Source organism: Lactobacillus sp. UMNPBX19 (assembly GCF_002553805.1).
Lineage (GTDB): Bacteria > Bacillota > Bacilli > Lactobacillales > Lactobacillaceae > Lactobacillus.
The window spans coordinates 62,256-88,270 of sequence record NZ_PCYR01000005.1 but is presented as its reverse complement, the minus strand read 5'-3'; the positions used below and the strand labels follow the sequence as shown (position 1 = coordinate 88,270).

Annotated in this window: 27 protein-coding genes, 1 pseudogene and 2 other annotated features; of the genes and pseudogenes, 24 read left to right on the top strand and 4 right to left on the bottom strand. The window is 34.0% G+C overall.

Annotation, left to right across the window (positions count from 1 at the left end):
* From CP370_RS02815 to rplT, 4 genes are all read left to right on the top strand, one after another.
* On the top strand, positions 1-1,417 hold a 1,417-nt coding region (locus CP370_RS02815), incomplete at its 5' end, for an LPXTG cell wall anchor domain-containing protein (RefSeq protein ID WP_143467862.1).
* A gap of 107 nt (positions 1,418-1,524) precedes the next feature.
* Positions 1,525-1,640: a sequence feature (ribosomal protein L20 leader region), on the top strand.
* 38 nt (positions 1,641-1,678) lie between these two features.
* Positions 1,679-2,197, top strand: coding sequence for a translation initiation factor IF-3 (infC, locus tag CP370_RS02810; RefSeq protein WP_087712779.1), 519 nt, complete (start codon positions 1,679-1,681; stop codon positions 2,195-2,197).
* Positions 2,198-2,215: 18 nt separating this feature from the next.
* Positions 2,216-2,416: a 50S ribosomal protein L35 gene (rpmI, locus tag CP370_RS02805; protein ID WP_003646917.1), complete on the top strand. Its 201-nt coding sequence runs from the start codon at positions 2,216-2,218 to the stop codon at positions 2,414-2,416.
* A 32-nt stretch (positions 2,417-2,448) separates the two neighbouring features.
* Positions 2,449-2,805, top strand: a complete 357-nt coding sequence (gene rplT / locus CP370_RS02800; RefSeq protein WP_003646918.1) for a 50S ribosomal protein L20 — start codon at positions 2,449-2,451, stop codon at positions 2,803-2,805.
* Between the two features lie 44 nt (positions 2,806-2,849).
* Here rplT and add read toward each other — a convergent pair.
* Positions 2,850-3,850: pseudogene (gene add, locus CP370_RS02795) on the bottom strand (adenosine deaminase).
* A 162-nt stretch (positions 3,851-4,012) separates the two neighbouring features.
* On the opposite strand from add, the gene CP370_RS02790 reads away from it, so the two are divergent.
* From CP370_RS02790 to CP370_RS02750, 9 genes are all read left to right on the top strand, one after another.
* On the top strand, positions 4,013-4,531 hold the full coding sequence (locus tag CP370_RS02790) for a YqeG family HAD IIIA-type phosphatase (RefSeq protein WP_087712780.1): 519 nt from the start codon (positions 4,013-4,015) through the stop codon (positions 4,529-4,531).
* A complete protein-coding gene (yqeH, locus tag CP370_RS02785; protein ID WP_087712781.1) occupies positions 4,528-5,637 on the top strand; it encodes a ribosome biogenesis GTPase YqeH in 1,110 nt (369 codons plus the stop codon). Before CP370_RS02790 ends, yqeH begins: the two co-directional genes overlap by 4 nt.
* The gene (locus tag CP370_RS02780; RefSeq protein ID WP_012846512.1) at positions 5,637-6,263 is read left to right on the top strand and encodes a nicotinate-nucleotide adenylyltransferase; all 627 of its coding nucleotides are present in this window, start codon (positions 5,637-5,639) and stop codon (positions 6,261-6,263) included. The genes yqeH and CP370_RS02780 overlap by 1 nt, the downstream gene beginning before the upstream one ends.
* A complete protein-coding gene (gene yqeK, locus CP370_RS02775; protein WP_004893709.1) occupies positions 6,256-6,852 on the top strand; it encodes a bis(5'-nucleosyl)-tetraphosphatase (symmetrical) YqeK in 597 nt (198 codons plus the stop codon). The genes CP370_RS02780 and yqeK overlap by 8 nt, the downstream gene beginning before the upstream one ends.
* Positions 6,853-6,874: 22 nt before the next feature.
* Entirely contained in the window at positions 6,875-7,222 is a 348-nt protein-coding gene (rsfS, locus tag CP370_RS02770) for a ribosome silencing factor (RefSeq protein ID WP_004897785.1), read from the top strand.
* Positions 7,223-7,232: 10 nt separating this feature from the next.
* Positions 7,233-8,390, top strand: coding sequence for a nucleotidyltransferase (locus CP370_RS02765; RefSeq protein WP_087712782.1), 1,158 nt, complete (start codon positions 7,233-7,235; stop codon positions 8,388-8,390).
* On the top strand, positions 8,390-8,935 hold the full coding sequence (locus CP370_RS02760) for a DUF177 domain-containing protein (RefSeq protein WP_012846510.1): 546 nt from the start codon (positions 8,390-8,392) through the stop codon (positions 8,933-8,935). Before CP370_RS02765 ends, CP370_RS02760 begins: the two co-directional genes overlap by 1 nt.
* Positions 8,936-9,021: 86 nt before the next feature.
* The gene (locus tag CP370_RS02755) at positions 9,022-9,750 is read left to right on the top strand and encodes a response regulator transcription factor (RefSeq protein ID WP_012846509.1); all 729 of its coding nucleotides are present in this window, start codon (positions 9,022-9,024) and stop codon (positions 9,748-9,750) included.
* Positions 9,716-11,254: a HAMP domain-containing histidine kinase gene (locus CP370_RS02750; protein WP_087712783.1), complete on the top strand. Its 1,539-nt coding sequence runs from the start codon at positions 9,716-9,718 to the stop codon at positions 11,252-11,254. The genes CP370_RS02755 and CP370_RS02750 overlap by 35 nt, the downstream gene beginning before the upstream one ends.
* 37 nt (positions 11,255-11,291) lie before the next feature.
* Here CP370_RS02750 and yidC read toward each other — a convergent pair whose 3' ends face one another.
* Both yidC and CP370_RS02740 read right to left on the bottom strand, forming a co-directional pair.
* Positions 11,292-12,275 (bottom strand): membrane protein insertase YidC, encoded by a 984-nt coding sequence (yidC, locus tag CP370_RS02745; RefSeq protein WP_087712784.1) that lies wholly within the window; start codon positions 12,273-12,275, stop codon positions 11,292-11,294.
* Between the two features lie 63 nt (positions 12,276-12,338).
* Positions 12,339-12,614, bottom strand: coding sequence for an acylphosphatase (locus CP370_RS02740; RefSeq protein WP_004893729.1), 276 nt, complete (start codon positions 12,612-12,614; stop codon positions 12,339-12,341).
* Positions 12,615-12,711: 97 nt separating this feature from the next.
* Here CP370_RS02740 and CP370_RS02735 point away from each other — a divergent pair, with 97 nt between their 5' ends.
* From CP370_RS02735 to greA, 6 genes are all read left to right on the top strand, one after another.
* On the top strand, positions 12,712-13,473 hold the full coding sequence (locus tag CP370_RS02735; RefSeq protein WP_087283867.1) for an RNA methyltransferase: 762 nt from the start codon (positions 12,712-12,714) through the stop codon (positions 13,471-13,473).
* 87 nt (positions 13,474-13,560) lie between these two features.
* Entirely contained in the window at positions 13,561-13,917 is a 357-nt protein-coding gene (locus CP370_RS02730; protein ID WP_012846505.1) for a helix-turn-helix domain-containing protein, read from the top strand.
* 45 nt (positions 13,918-13,962) lie between these two features.
* Positions 13,963-14,171, top strand: a binding site (T-box leader).
* A 35-nt stretch (positions 14,172-14,206) separates the two neighbouring features.
* The gene (gene pheS, locus CP370_RS02725) at positions 14,207-15,256 is read left to right on the top strand and encodes a phenylalanine--tRNA ligase subunit alpha (RefSeq protein ID WP_087712785.1); all 1,050 of its coding nucleotides are present in this window, start codon (positions 14,207-14,209) and stop codon (positions 15,254-15,256) included.
* A complete protein-coding gene (gene pheT / locus CP370_RS02720; RefSeq protein ID WP_087283874.1) occupies positions 15,256-17,670 on the top strand; it encodes a phenylalanine--tRNA ligase subunit beta in 2,415 nt (804 codons plus the stop codon). The genes pheS and pheT overlap by 1 nt, the downstream gene beginning before the upstream one ends.
* A gap of 63 nt (positions 17,671-17,733) precedes the next feature.
* Complete coding sequence (mltG, locus tag CP370_RS02715; protein ID WP_012846502.1) at positions 17,734-18,828, top strand: endolytic transglycosylase MltG; 1,095 nt, start codon at positions 17,734-17,736, stop codon at positions 18,826-18,828.
* 80 nt (positions 18,829-18,908) lie between these two features.
* Complete coding sequence (gene greA / locus CP370_RS02710; RefSeq protein ID WP_012846501.1) at positions 18,909-19,391, top strand: transcription elongation factor GreA; 483 nt, start codon at positions 18,909-18,911, stop codon at positions 19,389-19,391.
* Between the two features lie 51 nt (positions 19,392-19,442).
* Here the strand turns inward: greA and CP370_RS02705 are convergent, their stop codons facing one another.
* Positions 19,443-22,019: a YfhO family protein gene (locus CP370_RS02705; RefSeq protein ID WP_087712786.1), complete on the bottom strand. Its 2,577-nt coding sequence runs from the start codon at positions 22,017-22,019 to the stop codon at positions 19,443-19,445.
* Between the two features lie 115 nt (positions 22,020-22,134).
* Between CP370_RS02705 and CP370_RS02700 the strand changes: the two genes are divergently transcribed.
* From CP370_RS02700 to CP370_RS02680, 5 genes are all read left to right on the top strand, one after another.
* A complete protein-coding gene (locus CP370_RS02700) occupies positions 22,135-24,234 on the top strand; it encodes a penicillin-binding protein 2 (protein WP_087712787.1) in 2,100 nt (699 codons plus the stop codon).
* Positions 24,235-24,306: 72 nt separating this feature from the next.
* Positions 24,307-24,456 (top strand): 50S ribosomal protein L33, encoded by a 150-nt coding sequence (rpmG, locus tag CP370_RS02695; RefSeq protein ID WP_003646937.1) that lies wholly within the window; start codon positions 24,307-24,309, stop codon positions 24,454-24,456.
* A gap of 54 nt (positions 24,457-24,510) precedes the next feature.
* Complete coding sequence (locus CP370_RS02690; RefSeq protein ID WP_087712788.1) at positions 24,511-25,068, top strand: 5-formyltetrahydrofolate cyclo-ligase; 558 nt, start codon at positions 24,511-24,513, stop codon at positions 25,066-25,068.
* A 15-nt stretch (positions 25,069-25,083) separates the two neighbouring features.
* A complete protein-coding gene (locus tag CP370_RS02685; RefSeq protein ID WP_087712789.1) occupies positions 25,084-25,770 on the top strand; it encodes a rhomboid family intramembrane serine protease in 687 nt (228 codons plus the stop codon).
* A gap of 2 nt (positions 25,771-25,772) precedes the next feature.
* Positions 25,773-26,003 carry a YqgQ family protein gene (locus CP370_RS02680; RefSeq protein WP_004893755.1) on the top strand — a complete coding sequence of 77 codons (231 nt, stop codon included), beginning with the start codon at positions 25,773-25,775 and terminating at the stop codon, positions 26,001-26,003.
* The last annotated feature ends 12 nt before the right edge of the window (positions 26,004-26,015 follow it).

Below are 26,015 nucleotides of genomic sequence, written 5' to 3'. Positions count from 1 at the left end.
CAGTACAGGCGAAGTACAAGGCAATGTAGTAGCAAAGCAAGACGCCGATAAGTACACACCAAATTTTCCAACAACTAAGGTACCGGTAGGCGATGTCAACAACTTAACAGACGAAGAAAAAGGTCAAGTTAAGACCAACGTAGAAAATGCCAATCCAGATTTACCATCGGGTGCAGAAGTAACGATTGGTAATGATGGTACTGCAACAATCAAGTATAGTGATAACTCAACTGACACGATTGCCGGTAATAAGTTGGTTGTGGCAAAGCCAGATACTTCTACAGAGCAAAAAGTAAAATTACCAGACAGCAAGGTAGAAGTAAGCGATCCAAACCACTTAACTGATGGAGAAAAGCAACAGGTTAAGGACAAGGTAGCCAAGTCCAACCCAGATGCCAAGGATATCAAAGTAGATGACAATGGAGACACAGATGTAAGCTTTAATAATGGCAACCATGGTCATGTCGACGGCAGTGAGTTGGTAACTAAGAAGCCAGATACTTCTACAGAGCAAGAAGTAAAATTACCAGACAGCAAGGTAGAAGTAAGCGATCCAAACCACTTAACTGATGGAGAAAAGCAACAGGTTAAGGACAAGGTAGCCAAGTCCAACCCAGATGCCAAGGATATCAAAGTAGGTGACAATGGAGACACAGATGTAAGCTTTAATAATGGCAACTATGGTCATGTAAGTGGTGATCAATTAGTAGTTAAATCTAATGATAGCCATGATAATACGACTGATGCTGATAAGCATCCTGCAGTAGTTCCAGGCACAAAGGTAGAGGTAGCAGATCCAAGTCATTTAACTGATGAAGAAAAGCAACAGGTTAAGGACAATGTAGCCAAGTCTAACCCGGATGCCAAGGATATTAAAGTGTCTGATAACGGTGATACAACGTTAATCTACAATGATGGTAGTCAACATAATCTTTCAGGCAGTGATTTGATTATTAAGAAAGATAATAATTCATCTAACACTTCTAATAACACAGATGCTGATAATAATCCTGCAGTAATCCCAGATACTAAGACTCCAGTCCAAGATCCAAATCATTTGACTGATGCGGAGAAGAGCCAGATTAAAGATAATGTATCTAAGTCTAATCCAAATGCTAAAGATATATTAGTTGGCAATAACGCAGATACTACTTTAATTTACGGTGATGGGTCTAAGAATGTTATTAAGGGTACTGATTTAATAGTTGTTAAATTAACTTCAACTATCTCACCATCTAAGAATACTTCTGGTTTACAAGGTAAGGATAAGAATACTTCGAATAAGAATGAAGTATCCTCAAAACAAACCCTGCCACAAACTGGTGAATCAGATAACGTATTAGCTGTAATTAGTGGTGCAGTGGTGACAATCTTATCTGTAGTAACATTGGGCTTGATTAAACGTAGAAAAGAATAATCACAGTTAGAGCAAATGAGACTTTTGAGGTCTTGTTTGCTTTTTCTGTGAAAAATAATCAACTATGTATTGACTCAATCAAATTAAACCAGTATAATACAGAAGTTGAGAACAAGAAGAAGCTCCCGCTTCTCGCCTAAGTTTAATTTGAGACCTCTGGGCTGATCGATAATATCTGTTGATTAAAAGCGGGCGTTAACTTTGCCCGCTTTTTTCTTGTCCTCGAAATTAACGTGGAGGTGAATACTCATACCAAGAAATATGATCTTAAACGAAGATATTCGTGCTCGTGAAGTTCGTTTAATTGGAGTTGATGGCCAACAAGTTGGTGTTGTATCCAAGAATGAAGCTTTACGTAAAGCAGCTGACGCTGACCTTGATTTGGTTTTGCTTTCTCCTAATGCTAAGCCACCTGTTGCTAGAATTATGGATTACGGTAAGTTCCGTTTTGAACAACAAAAGAAAGCCAAAGAAAACCGTAAGAATCAAAAGGTTATGGCTGTCAAAGAAATTCGTTTAAGTCCAACAATCGAAGGAAATGACTTTGACACTAAGTTAAAGCATGTTCGTAAATTCTTGACCAAGGGCGCTAAAGTTAGAATTTCTATTCGCTTTAGAGGCCGGGCAATTACTCACAAGGAGTTAGGTAAACAGGTCTTAGAAAAGATGGCTGACGAAGCTAGTGACTTATCTAATGTAGTTACTAAGCCAAAGATGGAAGGCCGTTCAATGTTCTTAATGCTTGCTCCATTAAGTGAGAAAGATAAAAAGAAAAAGTAGTTAATTGGAGGAATAGATATGCCAAAGCAAAAAACACACCGCGCTTCAGCAAAGCGTTTCAAGAGAACTGCTAATGGTGGTTTAAAGCGTCACCATGCTTACACTGGACACCGTTTCCACGGTAAGACTAAGAAACAACGTCGTCATTTGAGAAAAGCTGCTATGGTTTCAGCAAGTGACTTAAAGCGCATCAAACAGATGCTTTCCCAAATGCGTTAATTATTAGAAGACTTTTTGAGGAGGAATTTTAGATGCCAAGAACTAAAGGTGGAACCGTAACACGCGCTCGTCGTAAGAAGATCATGAAGTTAGCCAAGGGTTACCGTGGCTCAAAACACTTACAATTTAAAGCAGCAAGTACTCAAGTATTTGTTTCTCGTAAATATGCTTTCCGTGACCGTAAGAAGCGTAAGAGCGAATTCAGAAAATTATGGATTGCTCGTATCAACGCTGCTGCAAGACAAAATGGTCTTTCATACTCTAAGTTAATGCACGGCTTAAAGGTAGCTGGTATTGACATGAACCGTAAGATGTTAGCTGACATTGCTTACAACGATGAAAAAGCTTTTGCTGATTTAGCAGATGCTGCTAAGAAAGCTTTGAACTAAAAATAAAAAATGCTCCGCATTAGCGGAGCATTTTTTTCTCAATTTTAACTAAAGATATGTAATAGGCGATTTTTTTCTTGATTTGTTGCAAATGCTGCATTGATAGAGTTTAACAATAATTGTTGTTCTTCTGTATTTGTAAGATTGCTCTTACTTTCAAGTAATTTAAATTCTTTAGGTAAGTTAGTACTTGAGACAGTCATATTGTCGCAATTTAGAGTTGCTTTTATGTTTTTTAAAAGAAGTGTCTTGATTGGATAAGAATCAATGCTTTTAAATATTTTAGTATTGAGATTAGAAGTAGCGCAGCATTCTAAGGTAATATTTTTGTTAACTAACTCGTCAACTAGTTGTTCATTTTCTAAGCAGCGAATTCCATGACCAATTCGTTTAGTACCTAAATCTAAGGCTTCTTGCATTGATTCTGGTCCTGCAGCTTCTCCTGCATGAATTGTGAATGGAATATGCAATTTCTTTGCATTATCAAAGAAAGATTTAAATTTCTTATTAGAAATTGGACCTTCTGGTCCTGCTAAATCAATGCCAACGATATGATCTTTGCCGTATTTAGCAGCTAGTTTAACGGTCAAATTATTTTCCTACTCTCGATTTGGCAGACGCATGAGACATAGAATTAAATTAGCATGAAGAGGATAATAATTGTCTACTTGATTTTCTTGCCATTTATAGAAAATTTTAAGACCTGCAATACAGGCTTTGACAGCGTCTTCTTGTGTGAGATTTTTTTGAGTATGTAGTTGCGGAGCAAAACGTATTTCAGAGTAAACGAGTCCTTGAGACCGTAGTTCTTTTAGAAGATCAAAAATTGTAATTTCTAAATCTTTTTTGTTTGTAAAAGTAGCAATGGAAAGTCAAATTTTGTTAAGTATTCTTGTAAATTAGCACACTTTTCAGAAACTGATAAGTTTTCTTTTAGTTGTGAGTCAGATAAACTTGGAAGATTGTGAATATCCATTAACTTTTTTACAGTAGTATAAGGCAAAGAGCCATCTAGATGTAGATGAAGATCAATAAAATTTTTCATTTTTAACTTCTTTGTGTAATACGGCGGAAAAATTTAAATTGTTCTTATTTTATCATCTTTTATGCTAAAGAAAAGCAAAATTTCATTTTTTAATCATCAAATATTTCTAAAGATTAAAGATTTCTGATACTATAGGTATGAGAAAAAAGTGGAGATTTTTAAATGTTATTTAGACCTCGTTATACAATAGATACTATTTATAATTTAGATCCAGAACAGCTAGAAAAGATGGGAATTAAAGCTGTTTTTAGTGATTTGGATAATACTTTGCTTGCTTGGAATAAGGCTGATACAGCAATTGAAATGGATCAGTTGAATCAGCGTTTATCAAAAGCTGGGATTCGTTTAGTTGTTATTTCAAACAATAATGCGGAGCGTATTGGGAAAGTTTTAAGTCCTTATCATATATCCTTTATTGCAAAAGCTCGAAAGCCTCTTCCGATTGGAATTAAGAAAGAACTAAAATCACTGAATTTAGAAAAAAAACAGGTTTTGATGGTGGGAGATCAATTAATTACTGATATGCAGGCTGGTAATTTAGCTGGTGTAGCTACGGTTTTGGTGAAGCCCTTAGTTGAAACTGATAAATGGAATACTAGAATTAATCGTTTCTTTGAAAAGTTTATTTTTTTCTTTTTGAATTTAAGAAAGCCAGTAGTTTTTAAGGAGAAACTAAAATGAGTGAAGAATTACGTTGTATTGGTTGTGGAAGTATATTACAAGATCAAGATCCTAAAAAGTCAGGGTATTTGCCATCATCTGCCTTAAAAAAAGCTTTAGAAAGCGAAGATAATGAAGTATATTGTCAGCGCTGCTTTAGATTAAGACACTATAATGAAATTATGCCTGTTGAAGAAAATAACGATGATTTCTTGGCTTTACTTAATTCAATTAGTCAAAAAAAGGCATTAGTCGTTAATGTGGTTGACTTATTTGATTTTAGTAATTCATTGATTTCTTCAATTAAGCGTTTTATTGGTGGTAATGAATATATTTTAGTTGGTAATAAAGTAGATTTGTTTCCAAAAAATTCTAAAGAGTCCAAAATTAAAGATTGGATGCGTCAAGAAGCTAATCGAAATGGTTTAAAACCAGAAAAAATATTTTTAGTTTCAGCTGCTAAAAAGAAAAATTTAGATGAGTTGATGGCATTTTTAGCTAAAAAAGGCGAAAAGAAAGATATCTATTTTGTCGGAACAACCAATGTTGGAAAATCTACGTTAATCAACGCAATCATCAATATGAACAGTGATTTAAAGGATGTCATTACTACCTCTAAATTCCCTGGAACAACATTAGATGAAATTAAAATTCCACTTTCTAATGGACACTATTTAATTGACACACCCGGAATTTTGAATGCCAATCAATTGGCTAGTCATTTGAGTGGAAAAGAGCTTGAAGTTGTTGAACCAAAGAAACCATTAAAGCCAGCTACCTACCAACTTTTACCGGGACAGACAATCTTTTTAGCTGGATTGGGACGTTTTGACTATGTAGATGGTCCATCTGCTGGATTTACAATTTATGTTGCTCGGGATCTATATGTACACAGAACGAAGACTGAAAATGCGGATGCATTTTATGAAAAACATAAAGATGATTTATTACTCCCACCAAGTAAAGAAGATAATCTCGGACCATTAAAAGGCCAAACTTTTTCACCAAAAGAAAAAAGCGATATTTTATTTGGCGGAGTTGGGTTTATTACCACACCTGCTAATGTTGTAGTAAAAGCTTATACACCAGAAGGAATTGGTTTAGGAATTAGAAGAGCGTTGATATAATGCAATGTGTTGTAAAAGAAAAGCCACAAGTACAATTTGAACCGGTTACGAGTTCTGCTCAACAAATTGGAATTATGGGAGGAACTTTTAACCCAGTTCATTTAGCTCACTTATCAATGGCTGAGCAAGTTAGAAAACAGCTTCATTTAGATGAAATATGGTTTATCCCAAATAATACGCCTCCACATAAAAAAATAGCGGGAAATATAAGCACTAAAGATCGGTGTGCAATGCTTGAATTGGCTACTCATGATAATCCACACTTTCATGTTAAGCTTTTTGAAATAATGCGTGGTGGAACCTCATACATGGTTGATACTTTACGTTACTTAAAGAGGAGAGCCCCACGTAATCAATATTACTTAATTATGGGTAGTGACGAAGTAAACGACTTTGAAAATTGGCGCGAACCAGAGACCATAGCACTTTTATCTACTTTGGTTGGCGTTAGGAGACCAAATTATCTGCAAAATTCCAAGTTTCCAATGATTTGGGTTGATGCACCTAATTTAGATATTTCATCTTCCTTAATTCGTCAAAATATAGCTACCGGTAATTCTATTCGGTATTTAGTACCGGAAAGTGTACGCTTATATATTGAATCAAGAGGCTTATATCGTGACTGAAATTAATTTTGTTAAAACATATTCCCCGTTAACTTCTGATGAGATTGTTGCCAAAGAAAAAAGCAACATGGATGAAAAGAGATTTAAGCATTGTATTGGTGTAAGTGAAACTAGTCGTAAGTTAGCTGAACTTAATAATTATGATCCTGATAAGGCAGCTTTAGCAGGATTTATCCATGATTATGCAAAACAAGTCTCTCCTGCCCGATTTATTGAAGTGATTAAGGAACAGCATTTTGATCCAGATTTACTTAATTATAATCGAGCTATTTGGCATGGAATTGTGGGATCATATTTTATTGAAAAGGAATTAAAGATAACTGATCCAGAAATTTTAACTGCTATTAAGCGTCATACTACTGCTGATGTAGAAATGACCACACTAGATAAAATTGTCTTTGTAGCAGATTTTATTGAACCAGGTCGTGACTTTCCTGGCGTAGAAGAAGCAAGAAAAGTAGCTTTTGCTAACTTAGATGATGGGGTAGGCTTTGAATTAGCCCACACACTTGATTTTTTAATAACTAATAGAAAAAAGATTTATCCTAAGACATTTGCTGCTTACAATAAATGGTCAGTAAAGGATTAGAATTTTGAAAGGAAAAATAAAATTGGATAGTAAGAAATTATTAGATTTAACTGTAGAAGCAATCGATGAAAGACATGGTGAAGATACTGAAGCATATGATATGCAAGGAATTAGTATTTTGGCGGATTACTACGTTGTAACAACAGCTGGCTCGAACCGTCAACTTCATGCCATCGTTAACAGTATTATTGATAAGATCCATGAACATGGAAAAGAAGACTACCGTATTGAAGGAACTCGTGATTCTAACTGGCTCTTAGTAGATATGGGAGATGTAGTTGTAAATGTATTTACCGAAGATGCACGCGACTTTTATGGCTTAGAAAAGCTTTGGAGCAATGGTAAGAAACTAGAATTAAACTTAGACTAAAGGTAAGAGTATGAGTGTAATTGGCATTGTAGCCGAATATAATCCTTTTCATAGTGGGCATGAGTTTTTAATGAATCAAGCCCGCTTAGCAGCTAAAAATGATCCAATAATTGTTGTAATGTCAGGTAATTATGTTCAACGTGGACAAATGGCGATTATGGATAAGTGGCAAAGAGCAAAGGCAGCTTTAGCTTCTGGGGCCGATTTAGTATTCGAACTACCATTTTCTTTTGCTGTGCAGCCAGCTGATATTTTTGCTAATGGTAGTATTAAAATGTTGAGTGATTTGGGAGTGTCAGAATTATTTTTTGGAGTAGAGGATGCGAATTTAAATTTCTCTTATTTAGGTCAAAAAATAAATCAAATTCCAAAGAATCGAATGGACTTTCGAGACTACACTCAAACTTATGCTACTCAATATAATGAAATGGTTGCTAGAGAAGTGGGGCATGAAGTAAATCAACCTAACATGATGTTAGCCGTTGCTTATGCAGTTGCAAGTGAACAATTAAAGAATCCACTTCATTTACATCCTATAACACGAGTAGGAAGTGGACACGATGATCCACTTTTACAAGATAAAATAGTTTCCTCAGCTACAGCGATTAGAAATTATTGTTTGCACCATCCCAATGACTTATCTGAATTAAAAAAATATCTTCCTAAAAGTGAATTAGTAAGTTTAGAAAGTCAAAAAATTTATCCGAACTGGAATCTTTTATTTAGCTTTTTGAAGTATCGAATTGAAAGTGCAAGTCTAGAAGAATTGCGGTCAATTTATCAAATGAGTGAAGGACTAGAATACAAAATGAAGGAAGAAATTCATACTGCAGAAGATTTTACTTCATTTTTGCGGCAAATTAAGTCTAAGCGCTATACTTATGCTCGTTTAAGAAGACTATGTCTTTACACACTTTTAAATGTCACTGAGAAAGAAATAAAGGATTCTTATAAAGATGTTTCAACCCTGTTGTTAGGCTATAGTGGTCGAGGAAGAAATTATCTTAAGAAAATTAGAAAAGATGTTCAAGTGCCGATTATTTCAAAAGTTGATAAGAAAATTGCTGCAAGTGGAACTTCGGGTTTGCAAGTGAAAGTAGATCGGCTTTTTGAACAAATTATGGGTGAAGATCAAAATTTTGGTCGTAAACCAATCGAGGTAAAATAATGTTAAAGTTTTCATATTTGCAAATTAAAAATAGTCGTAATCTGTTAACTCATGTTGATGAAAACGTTGAGTTAAGTAAAGAGTTCTTTGATAGAAGTAAAGAATTACTGGAAGATGCAAATAATATTCATGTTACTGGTGACTTCTTCTATGATGAACCTTTTGTTACTGGTAATTTTACTGTCGAAGCAGATGTTGTAGCACCTTCCACTCGTAGCCTAAAACCAGTAAAAATGCATCAAAAATTTAACTTTACTGAGAACTATAGTGAAGTTGAACCAACTCAAGAACAGCTTGATGAAGAAGATACAATTGTAACTGTTAAGGACGATACAATTGATCTTCAAAAGGCTGTAGAAGATAATTTGCTTTTAAGCTTACCATCAGTGATCTTAACTCCTGAAGAAGAAGCTAAGGGGGATTTTCCTGCAGGAGAGGGCTGGAAGGTTGTTTCTCAAGAAGCTTATCAAGAACAGCAATCTAATAAAGAAAATCCTGCTTTTGCTAAGCTTAAGGATTTATTTAAGGATGAAAAAAACAAGTAATAAACCCTTGCATTAATGTATCTTTAAATTTAATATTAATTTATTAATAAAATTTTTAACCAGATTAAATAGTAGTGGAGAAAATAATGAGTAAAATTCTGATTATTGAAGATGAAAAAAATCTTGCCCGTTTTGTAGAATTAGAATTAAGACATGAAAAATATGAAACTCAAGTTGAAGGAAACGGCCGGAAAGGATTGGATTTAGCTTTAAATGAAGATTTTGACGCAATTTTATTAGATTTAATGTTGCCCGATCTTAATGGATTAGAAATTGCTCGTCGTGTTCGCCAAGAAAAAACAACTCCAATTATTATGATGACTGCAAGAGATTCAGTAATTGACCGTGTCTCAGGTTTAGACCACGGTGCTGATGATTATATCGTTAAACCTTTTGCAATCGAAGAATTATTAGCTCGCTTACGTGCTGTTTTAAGAAGAGTACAAATTGAAAAGAGAGCTATGGGCGATACGATGGGAGTTCAAAAGGTAATCCACTTCAATGATTTAACTATTGAAACAGCTAATCGAATCGTTCATCGTGGAGATAGTACAGTTGATCTAACTAAACGTGAATACAACTTGTTAATGACATTGATTGAAAATAAGAATAATGTTGTCACAAGAGAGCAGCTTTTAAACAAAATTTGGGGACCTGAATCTAAGATTGAAACGAATGTTGTTGAAGTCTACGTACGTTATTTACGTAATAAGATTGATGTACCGGGCCGTCCATCATACATCAAGACTGTTCGTGGTACCGGTTATATGGTAAGAACTGATGAAAATGATGAAGCACGTGAAGAAGCAAAATAAATCGACAAAAGAGACCCTCAAGTCCTCGCTAACATTTAAGTGGGTAAGCTTAGTTGCAGCGACAATTACGGTCTCTTTTGTTATATTTTCAATTGCAATTTATTCTTTAGTTAAACAACAGATTGTCTCGCAAGAAAGAAATCTAACTGAAAGTGTAGCAACTACTTTTCAAAGAAGATTGGTCGAGATCCCGACCAGCTTGCAAATTTCAAATGTTGTTCCGCAGCTTTCTCCTAATACAAATCGTATTTTAGAAGGACAAGCCCCGATTACTTCAAATGATGGTGGGAATGTCTTTAATGATGACGTTTTGGCGACTTTATCTAATCGAGATACTAGCATTATTATTTATAATCCTGACGGGGATGTAGTATTTAGTAATGGAAATGTTCCTGATGGTGGGATGCCAAACTTCAGTAAAACTGAAAACCACGTTTTAAGAGTTGAGACTTCACGTGGCAAAATTCATATGAAGATTTATCAGAAGATTTTTTCTGAAAGAACACATCGTTTAACTGGATATTTGATCGTTGATAATTCAATGGGTCAGCAAAACCAAGTTTTAAAATCACTTCGTCATTGGATGATTGGCTTATCGATTATTGCGATTGTAATTTTCATTGGTTTGTCTTACTTAATAGTTAATAGTGTAGTGCAGCCAATTAAGAAAATGTCGCAAATTTCTCGCTATATTAATAAAGATCCAACTGATAAACGAAGAGTACCTGATCTTCATCGAAATGATGAGTTAGGGGAGTTAGCAACATCGTTTAATGAGATGCTTGATAGAATGCAAGCCTATATGCAACAGCAAAAACAATTTGTGGGAGATGTATCTCATGAATTGAGGACTCCTGTAGCTGTAATTGAAGGGCATTTAAACTTATTAGAGCGTTGGGGAAAAGATGATCCTCAAGTACTGGAAGAATCAATTCATGCTTCTCTTCAAGAGAGCAAGAGAATGAAACATTTGATTCAAGAAATGCTGGATCTAACTAGAGCTGAGCAGGTTGATTTACAGTATCCTGATAAAACAACTGATATCAATGAAGTATTAAACCGAACTGTTAATGACATGAGAATGATTCATCAAGACTTTACTATTACCTATGATGATGCAGACTTAAAACCTGATACTATAGTAAAGATTTATCGTAATCATCTCGAGCAAATTTTAATCATTTTGATTGATAATGCTATTAAATATTCTACCGATAGAAAAGAAATTTTGGTTGCTGCTGCTACTGAAAAAGATAAAGTTAAGATTTCTGTTCAAGATTTTGGTGAAGGGATTGCTCCTGATGAGCAGGATAAGATTTTCAATCGTTTTTATCGTGTAGACAAGGCTAGAACCCGTGAAAAGGGTGGAAATGGTCTAGGCTTAGCTATTGCTCAAAAACTCGTTGAAAGTTACCATGGAAAGATCAGTGTTAGTTCAACACTTGGCTCAGGCAGTAAGTTCATAATTGAATTTCCATTATTAAAATTTGAGTCAGATAAATAAAAATAGGGAATCCTTAAGGATTCCCTATTTTTATTTATTAATTTTTGTCAGAATCATTTGGACGCTTTTGTTTACCTGCATTACGTGCACGTAAATCTTGATGAAGATCTTTATTTGCCTCAGGAGTGGAGGTTGATGAAGAAGTAGTGTTAAGAATGTTATCGATTGTTTCTTGAGTAACAACTACTTTAAGTGGACGTTCGTTTAATTCAGCTGCAACATCTCTTTTTACTTTTGGCATAATAACAAAAGTAGTAATTAATTGTTGCAAGATAGCAATAAGCCCACCGACTAAGAAGTAAAGTGCTAAAGCGCCTGGAGCAGAAATACTAATAAAGAAAGTCATAGCTGGACTTAGAATTAAAGTCATTTGCATTGCTTTCTTTTGTTCTTCAGGTATTCCAACCATTGAAAGATAACCCTGAACTACATACAACAACGTAGCAATAATTGTTAAGATAATGGATCGTTGTCCAAGAGAAATGCCAAAGAAACTTGAAGCTGCTAATTCTTTAGAGTAAGCTACAGCTTGATAAATTCCTATCATGATTGGAAGCTGAATAAGTAATGGTAAGCAGCCCATTCCGCCCATCATCGACATATTATTTTCTTTATAAACACGCATTTGAAGTTGGCTAATTTGCATTTGTTGTGGTTGTGTTAGTCCTGGCTTCTTAAGTGCTTCTTGGATCAATTTCATTTGTGGTTGAAGTTTTTGCGTTTTTTCTTGTTGGGTAGTCATTTTACGCTGAGAAGCTAGTCGAAGTGGCATAACAATGAGCTGAACAACAAAGGTAATGATAATAATTGCCCAGCCAGCTCCATTTGATCCACCAATTTGATGTTCAACGGCCAACATGATATTTTGAATTGGTTTGCCAAATAGACTGAAGATCCAAGCATATGGCCCACTAGTGGGTGCTTGATAGATACTTTGACCATTGTTAGCACATCCTGTTAAGGTAAGTGCTAGCACAGTTATCATGGCAAAGAGACTAAAATATTTAGTTTTTGATTTCATTAACTATAACCTTTCCTACTTTATTGTTACTGCAATAAAGTTTACTAGTTATTTGTTAAAGTATCAATAAACCACGCTAAAGCGAGTAAATTTTTCTGTATTGGGAATTGTCTTTAAGTCCACATGATCAACATGAGCAGCAACTGAAGGAGATGCTTTAATTTTTTTGATAAAATGCTCTAAAGGGAGTTCATCCCCCTGAGCTACAATTGATACAGATCCATCTGGATTATTTTTAACAGTACCAGTAATTCCTAACTCTTGAGCAATCATTTGAGTTGTCCATCTAAAGCCAACTCCCTGTACTAAGCCTGTAACTCTCATTGTGACTGTCTTCATAATTATCGCTCTTTTCTGTGTATTCTAACTTAAATTTTAACATGTTAATTTTGGGCGAGGTAATTTAAAATATTAGATTAGAAGGAAGTAGAAATTTATGATAGAAATTAACTCAGTAAATAATCCCACAATTAAAAGCCTTAGAAAGCTTGAACAAAAAAAGTATCGTAAAAAGACACAAACGTACTTAATTGAAGGTTTTCATTTAGTCGAAGAAGCTTTAAAGAATCACGAAAATTATCTTTATGTTTTAGGTACAGCAGAAGCTTTAAAAAAATTAGATGCGAGCTATAAATTAAAAGATGATAAAGTCATCCAGATTACCGATGCAATTTCTCAGCATTTAAGTAGCACTAAGAATAGTCAAGATATCTTTATGGTATTACCAATTAATCAACCAAAATCATTTAGTTTTGAATATGGAAAATGGGTTGTTTTAGATAATTTAACTGATCCAGGAAATGTTGGAACTATCATTCGTACAGCCGATGCAGCTGGTTTTGATGGTGTGGTATTATCTAAAGAAAGTGTGGATTTATATAATCCCAAAGTTCAACGTAGCATGCAGGGAAGCCAGTTCCATATTCAAATTATCCAAAATCCAATTTTAGAAGCTATTAGTAGTTTTAAGGAAAATGGTCTTCCAGTCTATGTAAGTATCCTTGATAAAACTGCTAAGTCCTTAAATAACTGTACCCCGGTTCCTCAATTAGCTTTGGTAATTGGAAATGAGGCTCATGGGGCAAGTAAGGAGGTAATTGAAACAGCTGATAAAAAGATCTATATCCCGATAAAGGGAAAGGCAGAGTCACTAAACGCAGCCGTAGCGGCTGGTATTATGATTTATCATTTTTCATAAACTTGCAGCTTGTTTTTAGTAAGTATTATCACTATAATCTTAATATAGATGATTTAAAACTATTTTGATTTTTTAGGAGGAATACATATGTCCCAAGAAATTGAAAGCAAAACTAAAATGACTGACTGTCCGGATCCAGAAGACTATTCACTGTGTTCGCATTTTATTGATGCTTTTGGAATTATTGGTAAAAAATGGAACGGCTTAATTATTAGCTCTTTGTGTGATACCAACGCAATGCGTTTTAAGGATTTAGCACGTTGTATTAGTAAATGCTCTGACCGTGTTTTAGTTGAACGACTAAAAGAACTAGAAAAAGATGGTATTGTTAACCGTACTGTAGATAAAAAGAGTGGAATTATTAGCTATACTTTGACTCAAAAGGGCGCCGATTTACAACCTGTTTTTGAACAAGTCCATAACTGGGCTGATAAATGGGCTTAAAGGTAATTGCAAAGTTAGGTAAAAAGTTTTAAGATACTATTATAATTAAATGCGATGATTAAGATTAGTAGTGTGGATAGCTTTTTAGAGAGAGTTTTACTGGTGGAAGAAACTTAAGTTAGAAGCATGAATTTCATCTTAGGAGCAGAATCTAATCAATTCCGGTATTTCACCGTTATTCGAAAAGAGTGTGAACACGCACTTTATTTGTGCTAGTTCAAACTAGGGTGGTACCGCGAAGCTTCGTCCCTTTTGGGACGGGGCTTTTTTTGTTGGAAAGGAAAATGAGATGGACTTATTCGATAGAATAAATAAGTTAAAAGAAGAAGGATTGAATGAAATCAAGCAAGCTGAAAACCAGAAAATGCTTGATAAGATTAGAGTAGAGTTAATGGGGCGCAAGAGTGAATTAACTGAAATTCTTCACTCAATGAAAGATATTGCCCCAGAAAATAGACCTAAAGTGGGTCAAGAAGTAAATCAAGTTCGTGATCTCTTTCAAAAGCAGTTAGATGAAGCAAAGAATAACTTCTTACAAACTTTAATTGCCAAAAAATTAGAAGAAGAAAAAATTGATGTTACTTTGCCTGGTCGTGAGGGACATTTAGGTTCAAAACATCCTATTAATATTATTTTGGATGATTTGGAAAGCTACTTTATTGGAATGGGTTATGAAGTAGTTCAAGGTCCAGAAATTGAAACTGATCACTATGTATTTGAAATGATGAACTTGCCAAAAGATCACCCTGCTCGTGATATGCAAGCAACTTTCTATATTGATGAGGAGAACTTACTTAGAACGCAAACTTCAGGGGACCAAGCTAGAGTTTTAGAAAAGCATGATTTTTCTAAGGGTCCATTAAAGATGGTTGGTCCTGGTAAGGTATACCGTAGAGATGATGATGATGCAACTCACTCTCATCAATTCCAACAAATGGAAGGCTTAGTAATCGATAAAAATGTTACTATGTCAGACCTTAAGGGAACATTAGAAATGATTGCTAAGCACGTTTTTGGTCAAGATCGAAAGACTCGTCTTCGTCCATCTTACTTCCCATTTACTGAACCATCAGTTGAAATGGATGTTTCTTGTTTTAATTGTGATGGTAAGGGCTGTCCAATTTGTAAGTATACTGGCTGGATCGAAGTACTTGGTGCTGGTATGGTTCACCCAAATGTTTTAGAAAATGCTGGTGTAGATTCAACAGTCTATGGTGGTTTTGCCTTTGGTTTAGGTTTAGATCGTTTTGCAATTTTGAAATACGGCATTTCTGATATTCGTGATTTCTATACTAATGATGTACGTTTCTTGGCACAATTCCGTAAGGAGGAAGATTAATGCTTGTTTCATATAATTGGTTAAAAGATTTTCTTAATTTAGATGAAGATCCTAAAGAATTAGGAGAAAAAATTACTAGAACTGGTGTTGAGATCGCATCTGTAGATCACCCAGCAGAAGGATTAAAAAAATTAGTAGTTGGACACATTTTAGAATGTGAGGATATTGAAGGGACTCACTTACACAAATGTCAAGTTGATGTTGGTGAAGAAGAACCAATTCAGATTGTTTGTGGTGCTCCTAATGTTGCAGCTGGTGAAGATGTTATTGTTGCTTTACATGGGGCAAGAATTGCCGGAAATGAAAAAATTAAACGTGGTAAAATTCGTGGAATTAAATCAAACGGTATGATTTGCGGACTTCAAGAAATTGGTTTTGAAGATAAAGTAGTTCCTGCAAAATATGCAGATGGAATTTTTGTTTTCCCTAAAGATGCAGATGTAAAAACAGGTGAAGAAGTATACGAAGCACTTGGCATGGATGACTATATTTTAGATTTTGATATTACTCCAAACCGTGCTGATACTTTATCAATGGAAGGTGCTGCTTATGAAGTTGGTGCAATTATTGATGAAAAACCTAAAGTTGAACCAGTAGTGCTTAAGGCAGATGGACCTGACTGGACTCAGGAATTAGATGTACAGGTTGATGAAAAATTAGCACCTAAATTTTACCTAAGAAAAATTTCTAATGTAAAAATTGGTGAAAGTCCATTGTGGATGCAAAGACGCCTTTGGAATGCAGGAATTCGTCCGATTAATAATGTGGTCGATGTTACTAATTATGTAATGCTTTTAACGGGTCAACCAATGCATGCCTATGATGCTCGTACTTTTAAGGACGGTAAACTAGAAGTTAGAAAAGCAAATAAAAATGAAAAGCTTACATTATTGAACGATAAAGAAGTGGAATTAGATCCAAATGACATCATCATTACTGACGGTCAAAAGCCTGTTATGATGGCCGGTGTCATGGGTGGTAAGAACTCAGAAGTTGAAGACGATACTACTGATGTAATCTTAGAATCTGCCGTTTTTGATGGAACTAGTGTAAGAAAATCTGCATTGCGTCATGCTAACAGAACTGAAGCATCAAGTCGATTTGAAAAAGGTGTTAACTGGGATAATACTCAAAAAGCCTTAGATATGGCTGCATTGTTATTGCGTAATGATGCAGATGGTACAGTTAATGAAGGTGAAATAAAAGCAACTGATGCTCAAAGAAGTCCTTCAGTAGTTAAAACTACAGTATCTTATATTAATAAGGTATTGGGAACTGAGTTAAGCAGAGCTGAAATGGAAAAGATCTTTGATCAGTTAGGTTTTACTGTTGCAGGCCCTGAAGATGAGTTAGTAGTTACTGTTCCTAATAGAAGATGGGATATTTCTATTCCTGCAGATTTAGTAGAAGAAGTTGGCCGAATTTATGGTTATGATAACTTGAAATCTACCCAACCGCTTTTAGCTGAAACTCATGGTGGTTATTCAGCTAAAGAAACTGCTATGCGTAGAATTAAGGATATCGTTCAAGGTCAAGGATTAATGGAAGCAATTTCTTACTCATTGACTTCCCCAGAAAAAGCAATTTCATTTACTAAAGATCCTAAACCAGTAGTTGAAGTTCAATGGCCATTAAACTCAAGTCGTTCAACTATGAGAGAAAACCTAATAACAGGATTGGTTGATGCTGCAAGCTACAATATGGCCCGTAAGCAAAAAGAATTAGCTTTATTTGAACAAGGAAGAGTTTATGATCATGAAAATAATACATTTAATGAACATGAACATTTAGCTACTCTTTATTCAGGACATACTTTAGCAGCCAATTGGCAACATTTAGACCAAAAGATTGACTTTTATTTTGTAAAGGGCCAATTAACTAACTTATTTAGAGCAATTGGTATCAAAGATGAAGATGTAGAATATCGCGCTGAACTGGTTCAAGGAATGCATCCAACTAGAACTGCCGGCATTTATATTAATGATCAATACGTTGGTCTAATTGGAATGTTAGCACATGCTGTTACTACACTTGACAAAGCATTACGTGGCAGTGAGATATATGTTTATGAAATTGATTTAGATGCAATTGTTTCTATGCTTCATAAAGGTATGAAAGCTAAGGCTGCTCCGAAATTCCCAGCTATTGAGCGAGATTTATCTCTATTAGTACCTAATGATGTAACTAATGCACAAATTGAAGCTCAAATTAAGTTAAATGGAGGTAAATATCTTTACGATATTCGAGTAATCGATGTTTATGCCGGAAGTCAAATTGAATCAGGTCATAAATCAATCTCTTACTCATTAACTTTCTTAAATGAAAAAGACACATTAACTGATGAAGTTGTAGCTACAGCAATGGAAAAAATTGAAGCAGATCTGAAAGAAAGTCTAAAGATTAAAGTTCGTTAATTCTTTTCTGGGGAGCTTTGCTATAATTGTCTTAGATTTTTGTGATTTTCGGAGGAAAAGCATTTGCTAAATCAAGACAAAAAGAAAGATCATGAGTTAGAGGAACAGGCATCTAAAAAGGTTACTCGTTGGATCCTTAGTGGGCTAGGAGCGATTTTAGTTTTAGTTGTCTTGATTGGAGGCTGTTACGTAGGATACGCAATTCAACCAGCCAATCGACATGATGAAGATGTTGTTAGTGTTCATATTCCTGCGGGAGCAACTAATAGTCAAATTGCTCAAATTTTACAAGAGAAAAAGATTATTAGAAATGCGGCCGTTTTCAACTTCTGGTTAAAGAGTCATAGTGTGACAAATTTTCAAGCAGGGAATTTTTATTTATCACCTTCAATGCATAACAAAGAGATTGTGAGCCAATTGCAAGGTGGAGGTGGTCGTCCAGTTGTTGGTCATGTTCTAATAAAAGAAGGACAAACAATTGATAGTATTGCTACTACAGTTGGCAAGAATACCAAGTATAGTCGACAAGATTTCTTAAAGCTAATGAAAGATAAGAGCTTTATGAAGAGTTTGGAGAAGCAATATCCTAAACTTTTAACTAGTTCTATGAACAGTAAGGATGTTCGCTATCATTTAGAAGGATATCTCTTCCCAGCAAAATATGATGTTTATCAAGGAGCTTCGTTAAAAGAATTAGTTAACCAAATGGTTGATAAGACTGATCAAGTTTTGCAACCATACTATAGTTCAATTAAGAAGAAGCACTTAACAGTACAGGAAGTTTTAACTTTAGCTTCATTAGTAGAACGTGAAGGTGTTAAAACTAAAGATAGGCGTATGATTGCTGGAGTATTCTTTAACAGACTTAAAGCTAATATGCCACTTCAGTCAGATATTTCAGTAATGTATGCATTGAATAAGCATAAACATTCTTTATCACTAAAGGATATTAAAGTAAAATCACCATATAACTTATATGTTCATAAAGGATATGGACCTGGACCATTTAACAATCCGAGTCTAGATTCAATTAGTGCCGTATTGAACCCAATTAAGTCTAACTATCTCTACTTTGTTGCAAACCTTAAGACTGGTAAGGTTTACTACAACGAAAACTATGATGAACATTTGAAACGAAATAGTAGTTTAGGCCAGTAAAAATGGTTGACTTTTTTAGGTAGAAAACATAAGCTGATTGGTGCAAAGAAAAACAGGTATAGGTAAGGAGAATTTTTAGTATGGCAGAAAAAGTTTATCCAATGACTGCTGAAGGTAAGGAAAAACTTCAGAAGGAATTAAAAAACTTAAAATTAGTAAAACGTCCAGAAGTTATTGAACGAATTAAGGTTGCTAGATCATTCGGTGACTTATCAGAAAACTCAGAGTATGATGCAGCAAAAGATGAACAAAGTGCTGTAGAACAACGTATTGTTCAAATTGAACAAATGCTTAAGTATGCACAAGTTGTTGATGCAGATAGTGTTGATCCTAATGAAGTTTCTATTGGTAAAACTGTTACTTACACTGAAGTAGGTACTGATGATCCAGAAACCTATACTATTGTTGGATCTGATGAATCTGATCCGCTTAATGGAAAAATTTCTAATGATTCACCAATTGCTCAAGCTTTACTTGGTAAGAAGAAGGGTGAAAAAGTAACTGTCAACACCCCAGGTGGAACTTTTGATGTTACTATCAATGACGTTAAGACATTGAACTAATTTAAATAATTTATCTAAAAAAAGGGATTAACTTACGTAAAAGCTAGTAAGTTAATCCCTTTTTGGTTTAAAAATAAATAAAATTATGGTTGATATAATCGAAATTATAAGACCAATTAAGAAAGCAATTGGTACATAAACTAAAGTAAGGTGATGGGTACCTTTTTTTATAGGTGCACTTAAAAATGTTTGGGCAAATTTTTGGGTTTGCAAAAGTTTACCATTGTCAAAAATTAGCCAATTTTTTGAATAAGGAATGGTAGAATTTAAAGTTTCATTTTTTTGTGCAGTGTAATTAAGTTTTAAAGAAATAGGACTTGTTTGATGAGTTACGGGCTGTTTTTGATTGAATTTACGGATAATTTTGTTAAATTCATCTTCTTTAAATTGAAGAACTCTAATACCATTTAAATTGATATTTTCAGTGTTTAGATTGAAAATAATTTTAATGGGAGTATTTTTTGAATAATATCCAATATTTAGTAATTTACTTGAAATACCTAAATCATCATTGTTAAGTTGGTGATTATTAACAATAATAGAAGTGACATTAGTAGTTAAGTTTGAGGGAAGCTCGAGATAATAAGCTCCCTTTTTAAATGAGAAAATATTAAAGGTTATTGTAGCAGTTTTATTTTTATCAATCTTTTTATATTCATTGGTATTCTTACTATGCTTAGTGTTTTTTAGTTTACTTGGATTTGTTAGATATAAACTATTGAAAAGATTAAGTTTTTGACCGACGATGCTGCTAAAGAGATTATTTTGATTTGTAGCAGGCATATTATTATAGAAGGTGATTTTCTGATGGGTATTTGAAATGAAAATAAGTGGTAAAGCAGATGAATTTTTTCTAATTTGTAATTGTTTAAAACTTTTAACGACTGTATTTGTAACTAAATCTGGTCGATAAAAAGCACTCGTAAATACAACTTGTTCTTTTTCAGGTAGATTACGCCTATTCTTAATGGGAACAATATTATATTTGATGCCTAAAAAACTATCGGATAAGGGCGTAGCGAAATTATTGGTAAAAGAATTATCATTGTTTTCTAGCCCAAGATAATCTACTAAGTTAATAGCTGCACGATCAGAAATAGAATTAAAGTTGCTAACCCCATAATAATTATTACTGAATGGGTCGTCATCGGAACGAATAAATGTCTTTTCTGTGCGATATAAGCCAGAGTCATATTTATGTAAATAGGTTGTAGTTTGAGAAACATTACTAGTGAAATTAGCATAATCAAAGTTTTTTTGATAAGAGATATTATCTAAACTTGCTAACAGATTAATACTTACCTCCAATCCTACTATTCCAAAAAAGATTACTGGGATCCACTTATAGTTAAAAAATAAAATTGTGAGTAAACTACATAAAAGAAAAAGGATAGTAAGAATAATATTAGTTTGATTCAAAAATTCTTTTTGATGGATATTTAATAAAAGAAAGATACTTAAGCTAATTACTAAAAGTAAGGCAACTATTTTACTAGTGATATTAAATTTGTGTGTATGTGTAATCACTTGAACACCAAGATAGATTGCATAGAAAGAGAAGATAAAGCTAAAGCGTGCTGGATACCAAACGGGATACTGACCTAAATGCCATAACAGAACTAGTGGGTTAAAGCTAAAAGATAGGAATATAAATAATAGTAAAATAGCTGATGTAAATTTTTCTTTTAGGGAAAAATGTTGATTGATAAAGTAAAGGAGGCACAGCAGAGTAAAAATACTAGTTAGAAAAATGTTAGGTAGTCCTTTTTCCATCTCAGTAAAATTAAATGCGCCAACTACTAATTTATCAAGGGCTTGATATGGTGCAAATTGAAAACCTAGCGAAAGGGTAGTGTCGGAGTTAATTTTTCCATTTAATATTTCAAAAAAGGCTGGTAATAATACAAAAGCACCTAGGGTAGTTCCTAAGAGACTCTTAGTGAAATAGTGGAAAATAATTTTGTTTGAGAAAGAATGGTTAATTAGAGCAGTAATAAAATAAAGTAAGCCAAAAAATAGCACCATGAAGCCAGTATAAAAATTAGTTAACCATAGTAAGAAAGTGATCATGGTAAGATAAAAATAGTGTTTCCTTTGTTCAAATAATTTATCAATTGCGTCTAGTAAAAGAGGTAATAAAATTAGACTGTCGAGCCACATGAGATTTAAATTATAGCTAACAACAAAACCACTTAGTGCAAAAGCAAGACTAGCGGCTAAAGCAAAAATTTTATTATCACCCTTGAAGAATTTCTGAAAATAAAAGAAGCTACTTAAACCAATAGCGCCGACTTTTAGACTAATAATTAAAAGAATAGCTATTGGTAAAGATGAACTTGAAAAAAGTAATAGTAGAAGATTAAAAGGACTATTTAAATAATAGGCACTAGTTCCAATAAACGAACTTCCTAGACCATTACTGAATGTAAAAATAAAGTTTAAAGGATTAGAGAGTAGATTATTTTTATAAAAAGAAAGAAAGTCAATATATTGTTGACCTAGATCAACGGTTAAAATTTCCTGGCCTCGATATAGAAAATAGCTTGCAAAGATGCAGGTGGGCAATAAAAAAGAAAGCCAATATAGATATTTATTTTTTAAATGTGTTTTAACTTTGTTGATAATCATTGATAAATACCCTACTTCTTAAGAATATATAATTATTACGATTTTCACTGGGAGAAAAATAGAATTTAGATGCATTTTTTGCTAAAATCAATTCTAGTTTAGTGAGGTTAGAATTTTGAATTATTTAAAACAGAGTAAAGGTTCGAATAGAAATTCCACTTCGACGCCCCTAAGAATGAAAATTATTTTGGGCGTCATTTTAGTTTTATTTTTATTATTAATTGGTCAATTGGCCTATTTACAGCTTTTTTACGGTGGACGTTTTCAAGCGGAGGTACAGAAAACCGACCAAAAGATTGTATCAAATAATGTGCCACGTGGTGTGATGTATGATAGCAGCGGTAAAGTTTTGGTAGGTAATAAAGCTAATAACGCAATTACTTATACCAAAAATTCTAGCATTACGTCTAGTCAAATATATAAAATTTCTAATCGCTTAAGTCAATATATAACACTTGATGATGAAGAACCTACCCAAAGACAGCTTTATGATTATTATTTAGCTAACAGTAAAATATCAGAAAAGGAAACAGCTAAGCTGCCTCGATCTGAACATTATGACAGTAATGGGGATGCTTTAAGTTCAAGTCAAATCTATAATAATGTCTTAAGGCGTGTTGAAAAGCAAGATATCCATTTTACTAAACGTCAAAAAACAGCTGCTTTAATTTTTAATAAGATTTCTGGGGCATACACTTTATCTACTATCTATATTAAAAATAAAGGTCTAACTGATAGAGAAATGGCATTAGTTGGAGAGCACCTATCTGAATTGCCAGGTGTAGGTATTGGAACTGACTGGTCCAGAAGCTATCCAAATGGAAAATCTATTAAAAGTATTATTGGTTCGGTTTCTTCAGAAAAAGCTGGTTTACCAAGTGATAACTTGCAGTACTATTTAACACAAGGTTATTCACGAAATGACCGTGTAGGTACAAGTTACTTAGAAGAAAAGTATGAACCACTTCTGAAAGGAACTAAGTCTAAGTCACAGGTAGTTAAGAAGTCCGGAGATGGTGTTGAACAAACTAAGACTGTCTATAAAGGACAAAGTGGTGCCAGTTTGATTTTGACAATGAATGCTAAATATCAACAACAAGTAGAAGATGCACTGAAGAAGCAATATGCGGCTGCTAAAGCTGCAGGTGCTACGCAGTATTCTAATGGTGCCTATGCAGTAGCGATGAATCCAAAGACTGGAGCACTTTTAGCGATTGCAGGTATTGATCATAATGCAAAGACTAATAAAGATACTGATGATGCGTTAGGTGTAATTAATAAATCCTTTGTTATGGGGTCTGCAGTTAAAGGTGCAACTGTTGCGGGTGGATTAATGAATGGTGTTATTACACCAACTAATAACGTAATGCCCGATACGCCAATTTACTTGCCAGGTTCTCCAATTAAGAAATCTCTTTACCCAGTTGGTACATTTGGTAGTCTTGATGCCCCAACAGCCCTTGAAGTATCAAGTAATATTTACATGATGCGATTGGCTTTAAGATGGGTAAATGCTAAATATACTCCACATAGTTTTATCTCAATGCCTTCAGATGCATTTACTAAATTGAGACGTAATTTTGCAATGTTTGGTTTGGGGCAAAAAACTGGTGTAGACCTTCCTGGAGAAGTTTCAGGTATTCAAGGTCGCTCATATAACTCAGCTGGTCAATTGCTTACAGGTTCTGTTCTTGACTTGTCTTATGGAAACTATGATGCTTATACACCAATTCAATTAGTACAATATATTTCAACTATTGCTAATGGTGGTTATCGTATGCGCCCATATTTAGTTCAATCAGTTGGTGAGACTAATTCGCAAGGTAATAAAGTATCAATTCTTCATAACACTAAGCCACAGGTTCAGATGCGTATTCCTTGGACGCAGGATCAACTTGATGTTATTCATCAAGGGATGTACCGCGTTGTTCATGGTACTAATTCATGGGGAACGGCACATTCATTAAAGAATGTTAAGCCTTCGATTTCTGGTAAGACTGGTACTGCTCAGACTTTTTACTATGATGAAGATAATCCAGGTAATCCGAATGCACCAGAAGTTATTAACGCTACTTTTGTTGGTTATGCCCCATCAAAAGATCCTGAAATTGCTGTGGCTGTAGTATTTCCAGGACTTGACCCAGAAAAAGAAGGTTCATATACTTTGCAAGTGGCTAAGGCAATGGTTGAAGACTACTTCAAACTTAATAAATAGAAAAGTACTGGTAAAAGTGCGGAAAACATGGTATAGTTTAACAGTTAACTAAATAAGTAGGTGGTGGAAAACATGGCAGAACATATTATCCTTGAATGCACCGAATGTGGCGATAGAAGTTACTTATCTGAAAAGAATAAGCGTAAGCATCCGGAACGTTTAGCTTTAAAGAAGTATTGCCCAGTTGAAAGAAAGGTAACACTTCACCGCGAAACTAAGTAATCAAAGCAACAGGCAATTCCTGTTGTTTTTTTGTATCTAATAATATTTTATCTAATGAATTTAATTAATAAAAAAGATTTACGAAATTTACAAATAAGAAAACTGACTGAATTTGGAAAAACTCAGCAAAAACAATTAGAAGATGGAATCTTAAAAGAAAAGCTACTTAAAAGCCGACTATTACATCAAGCAGAGAATGTTGGTATTTCTATTTCAATGGCTCTAGAAGTGGATACAGCTCCTATTATTGCTGCTCTATGGGAAATGAAAAAGAAAGTATATATTCCACGTTGTTTACCAAAAAGAAAAATGGAATTTACACTCTATAATAAAAATACTTTCTTAGAAAAAACTAAGTTTGGGGTTTTAGAAAATCACGATCCAAAAGCTGAGGTAAAAAATGATTTAGATTTAATAATCGTACCAGGATTAGCTTATGGATTAGATAAAAATAGTCGGCTTGGTTTTGGTGGTGGGTATTATGATCGTTTTTTAAAGAAATATCCTACTCAAACTCTTAGTTTGGTTAATTCCATTCAGGCTTTTGACCAAACAAAATGGAAAATTGAGGATCATGATATTCCAATAGAAAATCTTATTTTAAGTAAATGAAGGGGATGATGGATAATGCAAAAGTTGAATACTAATCGATTTTCTAGCACTTTTGTTACAAATGCGATTTTAATTGTACTCTTTGTTGTTTTCATAATCGAAACAATAATGTGCGGCTCGACTAATATTAATACCCTAGTTCGACTTGGAGCAATGAATAATCAACTTGTTACTGTTGAACATCAATGGTGGCGTCTGTTTACAGCGCAATTTTTGCATATCGGCTGGTTACATATCGCATCTAATGCAGTAATGATTTATTATATGGGTCAATTTATGGAACCACTTTTAGGTCACTGGCGATTCTTAACAGTTTATTTATTGTCAGGGATTGGTGGAAATCTGTTAAGTTATGCATATGGGAGCGATTCGGTAGTCAGTGCCGGTGCTTCTACAGCTTTATTTGGACTTTTTGGTGTAGTAATTGCTCTTTATTTAGCCAATCGAGCAATTCCAGCAATTAATTATTTGGGAAGACAAGCTTTAGCATTAGCTATCATTAACTTAGCGCTTGATTTATTTGCAAGTCATATTGATATCTTAGGCCATCTCGGTGGATTAATATCTGGTTTTCTTTTAGGAATAATTTTTGGTAGTGCCCATTTGAGACAATATCATCACAAGTTAAGAGTTATTGCAGCAGTAGTAGCAATTATTTATGTTGTCTTCTGTTTACATCAGGGAATAGTGATTAATAATTAATAATGAAAAATTTACATGATGTTCAAAAGCTATTAAAAAAGTTTAATATTATTGTTTATGTTGGTAAACGTAAGTGGGACATAGAACTAATGGGAATTGAACTGGATAATTTATATCATGCAGGTGTAGTTTCTAAGAAAGAATACATGAACGCAAAGTTGATTTTAAGTCACGAACATGAAATTGAAGAAGAAAAGGAAACTAGCGCAAAAGATAGTAATGGATTATCATAGTACTATAGAAAT

Coding starts and splice junctions, on each gene's coding strand:
- infC (WP_087712779.1), top strand. CDS start 1,679: ATGATCTTAAACGAAGATATTCGTGCTCGTGAAGTTCGTTTAATTGGA.
- rpmI (WP_003646917.1), top strand. CDS start 2,216: ATGCCAAAGCAAAAAACACACCGCGCTTCAGCAAAGCGTTTCAAGAGA.
- rplT (WP_003646918.1), top strand. CDS start 2,449: ATGCCAAGAACTAAAGGTGGAACCGTAACACGCGCTCGTCGTAAGAAG.
- CP370_RS02790 (WP_087712780.1), top strand. CDS start 4,013: ATGTTATTTAGACCTCGTTATACAATAGATACTATTTATAATTTAGAT.
- yqeH (WP_087712781.1), top strand. CDS start 4,528: ATGAGTGAAGAATTACGTTGTATTGGTTGTGGAAGTATATTACAAGAT.
- CP370_RS02780 (WP_012846512.1), top strand. CDS start 5,637: ATGCAATGTGTTGTAAAAGAAAAGCCACAAGTACAATTTGAACCGGTT.
- CP370_RS02765 (WP_087712782.1), top strand. CDS start 7,233: ATGAGTGTAATTGGCATTGTAGCCGAATATAATCCTTTTCATAGTGGG.
- CP370_RS02760 (WP_012846510.1), top strand. CDS start 8,390: ATGTTAAAGTTTTCATATTTGCAAATTAAAAATAGTCGTAATCTGTTA.
- CP370_RS02755 (WP_012846509.1), top strand. CDS start 9,022: ATGAGTAAAATTCTGATTATTGAAGATGAAAAAAATCTTGCCCGTTTT.
- CP370_RS02750 (WP_087712783.1), top strand. CDS start 9,716: ATGAAAATGATGAAGCACGTGAAGAAGCAAAATAAATCGACAAAAGAG.
- yidC (WP_087712784.1), bottom strand. CDS start 12,275: ATGAAATCAAAAACTAAATATTTTAGTCTCTTTGCCATGATAACTGTG.
- CP370_RS02740 (WP_004893729.1), bottom strand. CDS start 12,614: ATGAAGACAGTCACAATGAGAGTTACAGGCTTAGTACAGGGAGTTGGC.
- CP370_RS02735 (WP_087283867.1), top strand. CDS start 12,712: ATGATAGAAATTAACTCAGTAAATAATCCCACAATTAAAAGCCTTAGA.
- CP370_RS02730 (WP_012846505.1), top strand. CDS start 13,561: ATGTCCCAAGAAATTGAAAGCAAAACTAAAATGACTGACTGTCCGGAT.
- pheS (WP_087712785.1), top strand. CDS start 14,207: ATGGACTTATTCGATAGAATAAATAAGTTAAAAGAAGAAGGATTGAAT.
- pheT (WP_087283874.1), top strand. CDS start 15,256: ATGCTTGTTTCATATAATTGGTTAAAAGATTTTCTTAATTTAGATGAA.
- greA (WP_012846501.1), top strand. CDS start 18,909: ATGGCAGAAAAAGTTTATCCAATGACTGCTGAAGGTAAGGAAAAACTT.
- CP370_RS02705 (WP_087712786.1), bottom strand. CDS start 22,019: ATGATTATCAACAAAGTTAAAACACATTTAAAAAATAAATATCTATAT.
- rpmG (WP_003646937.1), top strand. CDS start 24,307: ATGGCAGAACATATTATCCTTGAATGCACCGAATGTGGCGATAGAAGT.
- CP370_RS02690 (WP_087712788.1), top strand. CDS start 24,511: ATGAATTTAATTAATAAAAAAGATTTACGAAATTTACAAATAAGAAAA.
- CP370_RS02685 (WP_087712789.1), top strand. CDS start 25,084: ATGCAAAAGTTGAATACTAATCGATTTTCTAGCACTTTTGTTACAAAT.
- CP370_RS02680 (WP_004893755.1), top strand. CDS start 25,773: ATGAAAAATTTACATGATGTTCAAAAGCTATTAAAAAAGTTTAATATT.